Genomic DNA, 9,341 nt, shown 5'->3' with positions numbered 1-9,341 from the left:
GATGGAGTTTGTGGTTCATCGCACATGATAAACCCACTGAATCATTATATGGACTTGCAACTTTAGGAGTTGGTGCTTTGGTTTGGTTGGTGGAAAAAAGCGGTATGCAAAGAAATAAATAAGATGATAATTTATAGTACTTGGAAATAATACAATGGAGAATAACCAGCTTATTTTTATGCTACTCCGCACGGTAATATAAAAGTAGAAGTACACTAGGAGGGTGAAACTTTTTGGCTTACGCAAAAAGCTATGGCGGCTTTGCTTGGTGTGGCAGTTCCTGCAGTAAGTAAGCATTTGAAAAATATTTTCACAACGGGTTAATTAGTTGAAAGTTAAGTTATTTCCATTTTGTAAACAACTGCTAAAGATGGTAAAACTTATAAGACTGTATTCTATAAATTAAAAGCAATTTTGCAGTTGGTTATCGCGTTATACCAATTCTTAAACTATAATAGTTCTCCGCCTGTAGCGGATTTAGTTTTTAGAATGGTAATGCCGAACTACATCCCGAAAGCATTCGGGATTAGTCCCCCTTTTTTTGGACTATTATATATTGAGTTTCGGTATCATACCAAATACAGATTTAACAACTCTGCCAAGTTTGTGCATACAGAGAATTGTCAAGTATAACAAAATAAAAACGCCACCCTTTTCAGGATGACGTTCTTCAATCTATTCCAACAAGTAATTTACTGTTTCACAAACCTACGTGAGAATATTTCCCCGTTTTTGGTCTGTACCATTATATTGTAAATTCCTTGTGGGAACTGTGCGATATCTAATACTATATTGTTCTTGTTATTGATGTTTTGTTCAAGCAATGTTTTGCCCTGTATATCTACAATAGATATTTTGCCGGTAATATTCAGTTCCGCATTCATCAATATATTTAATACATTGTATGCAGGATTGGGATATACATTTCCAATTATATTCTCTGTTGTTGTTATGATATCTATTCCAGTTTCAACTATTACATATAGTGAATTAACTGTAATGTTCACATCTTTTCTGGCTTCTTTCGAAGCATCTAAAGTAACCTGCAATTGATAAGTTTCTTTGCCAACCACTTCTGGGTGTATATAATAGGTTCCATAAGGTAAATTGTTGAAAGCATAGTTGCCATCAGCTTTTGAATAAGTATAGTCAAGGGGCTCCATCAAATCATTATATAATATTATTTCAACATCAGCAACGGGGTCTCCCACGGCTTCGGTTTTGTTAGCACCCTGACTTACATATCCACCAATAAAACCAGGCCCTCCATGGTTTTTGCCCGATACCATATATATATTCACTGTTGTTTTGTGAGCATTAAGATGCACTACCCTTGCAGAATCCCAGTGCAATTTATTTTCATGATACGTGGGTAGATAATGTTTGTAATTGGTAGAGCCAAAATTTAATGCAGCTTTTACTATATAATCGCCAACAGGTAATATAAATAAATAATGATGGGTGCTATCTGTATTCGTTGAGTCAACAGCGGTAAGCGTGCCTGCGGCGGAATCGTATTTGATAGCCCACACACGCCCATAGTCGCCAGATGCCAAGGTAGTACCTTTGCCCAAGCTTACCAAGCCTGAGAGGTGAAATTTAGATTTACCACCTACTTCTACACTATCGCATTTAATATCATAACATTTTCCAGTAGAAGTAGAATCAGTTACTTTCAGGCACACATAATATTTGCCATGCTTGGCATAATAATGCAAAGGATATTTATCGGTAGAATAATTTCCGTCACCGAAACTCCAAGAATAGGTTTTGTATGTTTTGGTACTTTTATTATAGAAGTGCAAACTGTCAATATTTGTTTGACTGGTGTAACTTCCAAATAAAGCATTGCAGGTAGGTGCAGCAGTGTTTGAACGTACTTCTACACTATCACATTTAATATCATAACATTTCCCTGCTGAATTTGAATCGGTTACTTTTAAGCACACATAATATTTACCAGGTTTGGTATAATAATGCAGTGGGTATTTATCACCAGAATAAGTGCCGTCGCCGAAATTCCAAGAATATGTTTTATATGTTTTGGTAGCTTTAGTATAGAAGTGCAAACTGTCAGGATTTGCTTGACTGGCATAACTAGTAAATGAAGCATCGCAAGTAGGGGTGGTATTTGTAGAGCCAATTTGAACGCTATCGCATTTGGCAGCAGAACATTTTCCGTTGGCAGTAGAATCTGTTATTTTCAAACATACATAATATTTTCCTGGCTTAGTATAATAATGCCATGGGTACTGGTCAGTAGAATATTTACCGTCACCAAAACTCCATAAATAGGTTTTATAAACTTTAGTGCTTTTTGGATAAAAATGCAAACTATCTGCATTTGTTTGACTATGATAATAGCCCACGGTAGCATCGCAAATTGGTGCTGAACCGGAAGAGCCAATTTGTACACTATCGCATTTAATGTCATCACATTTTCCTGTTGAATTAGAATCAGTTACTTTCAGGCATACATAGTATTTCCCAGGTTTGGCAAAATAATGCCATGGGTTTTTAGCAGTAGCATATTTGCCATCGCCAAAACTCCATTTATAAGTTTTATAAGTTTTGCTCGTATCTTTTGGGTAGAAAAACAAACTATCCGCATTTGCCGAATTGGCATTATATGAATATGCACCATTGCAGGCAGGTGCTTTTACACTTATGTGTACACTGTCGCATATAGTGTCTTTGCATGCAGCAGAAGTATATATGTTATGACATACATAATAAGTTCCAGGTTTGGAATAAACGTGCACAGGGTTTTGGCTATTCGATTTATAACCATCACCAAAATCCCAACCAAAGTAAGCAATTTTCCCTGCACTTGTGGTTGAACTGTCATAGAAAACTACAGAATCTGAATTGTATATTTTGTAAAAATATGCTGCGTGGCACTGTGCCTTCGCCATGTTGTTGCCCAATAACAAAACCAAGGCTATGCATAGGAATTTAAGTAAATGTAATTTTTTCATTTGAGTATTTTAATAATATTTTTTCATTTAAAATAATATTTTGAGTCCGGTTCTTAAGCCATGTTGTATATAATTGTTTTTATTTGAAACGCCGTAACCAATATTATATCCAGTATATATTAACACCGATTTATATAATTTCCATCCTGCCTCAAACTGCATATTGGCATTCATTTTCCAAGGAGATATTTTTATGGCATCATTATAATCAGTTCCTGCAGAGACTTGCTGAAGGTGATGTACCACAATTCCTCCGCCAATTCCAATTTGGGCAGATTTGTAACCGAACTGATATAAAACGTTTAAAGGAATTGAAATATATTGAAGCTGGACTTTCGTTTGGCGGTTTTCGTTTTGTACCTTGGTAACAGTAGTATAAACAGTATCTGTATGCAAATTTATTCTACGCATTACAGTATCCATTCTAAATGAAGAATAAGGCTGAGCAACCAGTTGTGTGTTTTCTGTTTGTTCTATATAGTTAAGATTGCCAGTATATTTATATATATTTATGCCAGTTTGCACCGATAGATTTTTATTGATATTTCTACCCATAATAATACCAAAATTGTTATATATCATCTCAGGTTTTTTTGATATAAAAGTACTTATATAATTTGTAGTTGCAACAGAAATATCACTAGAGAATATTATTTGCGATGGGTTATATTCTAGAGCGATATAGGTTTTCTTTTTATAAGTTTTGCCGCTACCTTTTTTATTGTTTGATTTAGGCGTTTTGTGAGCAAGTCGTGGCGTATCAAGGTTTGGGTAGGCAACAGGAATTTGCATTTTGGGTTGGTCTTCTGGTGTTGGATCTATCCTAGGCACCGAACTTATTTTATTTTCAGGTTCTATATTAGTAATATTAGTAGGTGGTTCAGTACCACCCTTCCTGTCATCATTACTAGCAAACAATGTTTCCCCCATTGTAAGTGTATTTTTAGGTGTTATATCCGCCTTTGTATAAATAGGTTTTACCAGAGAATTATATAGTGATTTAGGTGAATAATTTGTTGTAGCTTTTGAATTATTAAAAACTAATGGAGATGGGTTAGTGCTTTTGCCTGTTTTAGGATGATTGTTCGGAATTGTTGCAGCGGTTTTTGGTATTTGCTTAACTTCTTGCGTATTATTTTTTACTTGAGAAAGAGTGGCAGTACTATAATAAAATTGATTATATAGTATAGTTGTACCAATACTTAATATAAGAGCGGTGCAAACAAAATAAATCCAAAAAATGCCACGACGTTTTTTGTTACGGCGATTCTCAAGATCGTTCCAGGCATCTTCGCTCCATACAGGATCAGTGTCCTGTAGTTTGCGTTTCAGCCAATTGTCTGTATTGTCGAAATCATTTTCCATGATATATTTTTTCTTTTTGTTGAGGTATTTGTAATGAATAAGGTTCTATAAGTTTTCTAAGCGTTTTTCGTGCTTTGTTTAGTTGCGATTTTGAAGTGCCAGTTGTTATGCCAAGCAATTCAGCTATTTCATTGTGGGTTTTATTTTCTACCGCATATAAAGTGAGTACTACTCTATAACCTTGTGGTAGTTTTCTGATACAATCAAGTACTTTTTCTGCAGAAATACTTTCCATGAAAATATATTCTTCGTCGGGTATTTCCTCCATCATATTATCATCAATCTGCGATTCAAATTCTTTTCGAAGTGCTTTTTTATAATAATTGATGCAATGGTTCATGGTAACACGTTTCATCCATGTAGCCAAGGAACTCTCGCCCCTAAACATTTCTAACTTTTCAAAGATCTTAATAAAACTTTCCTGCAGTAAGTCCTTTACCTCATCGTCGCTATTGGCAAATCGGCGGCAGATTCCTCCCAGCTTTCCGTACCAACGCTTGAACAGCTCATGCTCGCAACCGTTCTCACCACGCAAGCAGCCTTCAGCAAGTTGTTCATCGGTTAGCTGTTTCATCTCGTTTACCTATTTAAATAGACAAGCACTCAAAAAATGGTTGCCTGAGTTTTTTTGATTATCCCAATAATTTATCTAATCAACAAATATCGGTTGTTTGGCAGACAATATTTTTTATTAATTGGTTGGGCTGGTGGGCAGTATATTTGACAACTCTGCCCTACCCTGTGCGAAAGGAGAGTTGTCAAATCTGCTTTGGGCAAATCTAGGTTTTTCACCAACAGTTTTTAAACAAGCCATGTGCAGAAATATAGTTGCAAAATTAAATCTTTAGTTAGTCCCTTTTCTCTTTATTATATTAATTGACTATTATATATATGAGCAATGTAAAATTATTTGAGAGTTAAAAGGTTCGTTCCGCCCATAATGAAGAAGAATAGAAGTGGTATTTCAGCATCATAGATATCATTGAAATACTAGCTGAAAATGGCAGACCTGAAAAATATTGGAGTGATCTCAAAGTTAAGTTATTAAAGGAAGGGCCTGAGTTGTCCGATTTTTTCGGACAACTGAAAATGGAAGCATTAGATGGCAAAATGTATAATACTGATAGCAGATACCGAAACCCTGCTTCGCATTATCCAATCAATTCCATCGCCCAAAGTTGAACCCTTTAAACAATGGCTAGCAAAGTTGGGCTATGAAAGAATGCAGGAAATTGCCAACCCTGAACAAAGTATTGAGCGTGCAAGAGAAAATTGGCAAAAATTAGGTAGAAGTGAGAGGTGGATTCAGCAGCGGATTACGGCTGTTTGTGCGTTGTAGATGTGAAATCAGTTCAACGTGCATTTTTTTCATTTACTTGCAACAAAATGCTAACATCTACGTTAACTTTGTAATTCCATATCTGAACAATGACGGCATACCAATCTCTACTCACCAAACTCGACGAATTTATACGCAAGTATTATAAGAATCGCCTCATAAAAGGCTTCATTTTGGTGTTTACCATTTTGTTGGCATCATGGCTCAGTGCGGTATTTCTCGAGCATTTCGGGCATTTCAATACCACCGCTCGCTCATTTATGTTTTACTTTTGGGTACTCTTGTCTTTGGGCGTTACAGGTTATTATATAGTGGTGCCTTTGCTCAAACTTTTTAAGATAGGGCAACATATAAACTACGAACAAGCATCTAATATTATAGGAAACCATTTTGGAGAGGTGAAAGATAAATTGCTTAATGCATTGCAACTTCAGCAAAATCATCCACACGAAAGTGAAGGTAGTTTGTTGATGGCGAGTATCGACCAAAAAATAAGGGAGCTAAGTCCTATTCCGTTTACCCGTGCTGTTAATTTTAAAAGCAATTATAAATATATAAAGTATGCTGCCATTCCATTTATTATATTAATTACGGTATTAGTAGTTTCACCACAAATTGTAACGGAGGGCAGTAAACGTATTTTAGAACATGATACCCATTTTGAGAAAAAAGCTCCATTTGATTTTATTATATCTTCCAAAAAATTAGAAGCATTTCAAAATAATGATTATGAATTGGAGTTAAAAACACAAGGAGCAGAATTGCCCGATGAAGTATATATAGAACTTGGCGGAAAGCCTTACCGTATGGAAAAAAACGGGAACAACAAATTTCATTATACTTTAAAAAATTTACAAAAGTCATTTGATTTTCGTTTCACTGCTTCCGATTTTGGATCCAATGGATATCATTTTGAAGTAGTGCCCTTGCCTGTTGTTTTGAATTTTGAAATACAAATAAATTATCCTACATATCTAAATAAAAGTCCAGAAGTATTGCAAAATACCGGCGACTTTACCATACCCGCAGGAAGTGAAGTAAGTTGGAAATTTGTGACGAGTCATGTGGAACAAATGGAATTGAAGTTTGGCGACAATACACATATCAATAGCCAACGTAGTGATGACAATTATATATTTACAAAACGATTCACGCAAAGCACAACTTATAGTTTAATTCCTGCAAATAGTCATGTGAAAAATAGTGACAGTATGAGTTATGGTATTAGTGTAGTGCCCGATGCGTATCCTACGGTAGACGTGGAAGAAAAGAAAGATAGCTTTAGTACAAAAGTGAGTTATTTTGGTGGCGATATCGCCGATGATTATGGATTGAACCGACTTACTTTTAATTATAAATATATAAAAACTACGGATGAAAGTTTGCTCAAAAAACCTACTGTAAGTTTGCCTATTACTATAAATTCAACTAAGACCCAGCAAGCATTTTATCACTATTTTAACTTTAGTGAGATCACAATAAATCCAGGTGATGAGATAGAATATTATTTTGAAGTATGGGACAATGATGGCGTGAATGGCAGTAAGGCCGCCCGTTCACGAGCCATGACTTTGAAAGCACCAACATTAGAAGAATTAAAAGAACTAACTGAAGCGGGCAATAAAGAAGTGAAAAAAGAATTGACCCAAGCATTGAAAGAAGCAGGCAAATTGCAAAAAGATTTGAAAAAATTGCAAGAGAAATTAGCAGAGAAAAAGAACCTCGATTGGCAAGATAAGAAACAAATAGAAGAGTTATTAAAACGCCAAAAAGATTTGCAAAAACAATTGGAGCAAGTGCAACAAGAGAATCAGCAGAATATGGAAATGAAGCAGGAGTTGAACCAACAAAATCCTGAGATGATGCAGAAGCAGGAAGAGTTGCAAAAGATGATGAAAGATGTGCTGAATGAGGAGATGAAAGAGTTGATGAAACAGTTTGAAGACTTGCTGAAACAGAACGATAAGGAGATAATGAAAGAGAAGTTGAACGAGATGCAGGTGCAAGATAAAGAGGTGCAAAAAGAACTCGATCGTATGCTAGAAATGTTCAAAAAATTAGAGCTCGAACAAAAGATGCAACAAACAGTTGACAAGCTAGATGAATTGAGTAAAAAGCAGGAAAAATTAGCTGAAGAAACTAAGCAAAAAGATAGCAAGCCCGAAGATATACAAAAGAAACAAGAAGAACTGAATAAAGAATTTAAAGACGTAGAAAAAGATTTAAAAGATATAGAAGAGAAAAATGCAGAATTGGAAAAACCTGATGAATTGCAGGACACCAAAGAAGAACAAAAAGATATAGAAGAAAAACAGAAAGATAGTGAAAGTGAACTTAGCAAAAAGCAAAAAGAGAAAGCTGCCAAAAAACAGAAAGAAGCTGCCGATAAAATGAAGCAGATGAAAGAGAAGTTGGAGAAAAAAATGCAGGACAAAGACATTGAGCAAGAAAGCGAGGACTATGATAATCTTCGTCAGATATTGGAGAATTTATTACAACTGAGTTTCGACCAAGAAGCCTTGATGGAAGAGCTTAAGGGCGTGAATGGATATAATCCGCAGTTTGTGAAAATAGGGCAGAAACAAAAGAAATTAAAAGGCGATGCAAGTATTATAGAAGATAGTTTGCTTGCGTTGAGTAAGCGTGTACAACAAATAAGTAAAATCATTAATAAAGAGATCGGACAAATTAATGCAAACATGGATAATACTATTGCATTAATGGCCGACAGAAATATATATATGGCTCGTGCGAAACAACAATATGTAATGACGCATGTAAATAATTTGGCCGTGATGTTGAGCGAAGTATTAAAGCAGATGCAAGACCAAATGAATGAAAGTAGCTCGAGCAAACCGGGAAGTAAAAGTTGTAAGAAACCTGGTAAAAAGAAGAAGCCTGGCGAGGGCAAAAAAGATGGTATTGGTAGTATGAAAGAACTGCAAGACCAATTGAGCAAAAAAATTGAAGAAATGAAAAAAGGTCAAAAACCTGGCCAAGGAAAACCAGGAGAAAGCGGACAGCCAGGCATGACTAAAGAGTTTGCACAAGCAGCCGCCATGCAGTCTGCCATCAGGCAACGTATGCGACAAATGAGCCAGCAGATGGGCAAAGAAGGAGCTACACAATTGAAGCAACAATTGGAGCAGATACAAAAGTTGATGGATCAAAACGAAAAAGATTTATATAATAAACGTATCACACCTGAAACATTAAAACGCCAGCAAGAAATTATGTCTCGCATGTTGGAGAGTGAAAAAGCACAACAAGAACGCGAAACCGATAACCAACGTAAAGCCACCGAAGGACAAGATAAAGTAAAAGGCACCCAACAAAAAACCTTCGAAGAATACGTAAAACAAAAAAACAAAGAAGCCGAAATACTCCGCAGCACACCACCCAACTTTAACTTATATTATAAGAATAAAGTGAAACAGTATTTCGATAAACAAACCAAGTAGCTTGTAATTACGAATTACCTCGCTTTTAACCGTCATTCTGAGCGATGCTTCGAGCGAAGAATCTGCCTCAACCGAAGGAAATAATATAACATCATTCTGTCGCTTTTAACCGTCATTCTGAGCGATGCTTCGAGCGAAGAATCTGTTCAAATGGAAGGAAATAATATAACATCATTCGCTCGCTTTTAACCGTCATTC

Annotated in this window: 5 protein-coding genes; 2 read left to right on the top strand and 3 right to left on the bottom strand. The window is 35.7% G+C overall.

All coding sequences use genetic code 11. The features are described 5' to 3' along the window. Window positions 1-692: 692 nt before the first annotated feature. Genes SGJ10_12440 through SGJ10_12430 form a run of 3 tightly spaced genes read right to left on the bottom strand, consistent with a single transcriptional unit; the run spans window position 693 to window position 4,917 of the window. Window positions 693-2,978, bottom strand: coding sequence for a PKD domain-containing protein (locus tag SGJ10_12440; protein ID MDZ4758931.1), 2,286 nt, complete (start codon window positions 2,976-2,978; stop codon window positions 693-695). 27 nt (window positions 2,979-3,005) lie between these two features. Further along, entirely contained in the window at window positions 3,006-4,343 is a 1,338-nt protein-coding gene (locus SGJ10_12435) for a hypothetical protein (protein ID MDZ4758930.1), read from the bottom strand. Next, complete coding sequence (locus SGJ10_12430) at window positions 4,333-4,917, bottom strand: sigma-70 family RNA polymerase sigma factor (protein MDZ4758929.1); 585 nt, start codon at window positions 4,915-4,917, stop codon at window positions 4,333-4,335. Before SGJ10_12430 ends, SGJ10_12435 begins: the two co-directional genes overlap by 11 nt. A 528-nt stretch (window positions 4,918-5,445) precedes the next feature. On the opposite strand from SGJ10_12430, the gene SGJ10_12425 reads away from it, so the two are divergent. Then, the gene (locus SGJ10_12425) at window positions 5,446-5,682 is read left to right on the top strand and encodes a hypothetical protein (GenBank protein ID MDZ4758928.1); all 237 of its coding nucleotides are present in this window, start codon (window positions 5,446-5,448) and stop codon (window positions 5,680-5,682) included. Window positions 5,683-5,771: 89 nt separating this feature from the next. Next, the gene (locus tag SGJ10_12420; protein MDZ4758927.1) at window positions 5,772-9,143 is read left to right on the top strand and encodes a DUF4175 family protein; all 3,372 of its coding nucleotides are present in this window, start codon (window positions 5,772-5,774) and stop codon (window positions 9,141-9,143) included. The last annotated feature ends 198 nt before the right edge of the window (window positions 9,144-9,341 follow it).

The organism is Bacteroidota bacterium, assembly GCA_034439655.1.
Classification (GTDB): domain Bacteria; phylum Bacteroidota; class Bacteroidia; order UKL13-3; family UKL13-3; genus CANJUD01.
The sequence above is the reverse complement of the archived record's forward strand: the minus strand, read 5'-3'. Positions and strand labels throughout refer to the sequence as shown.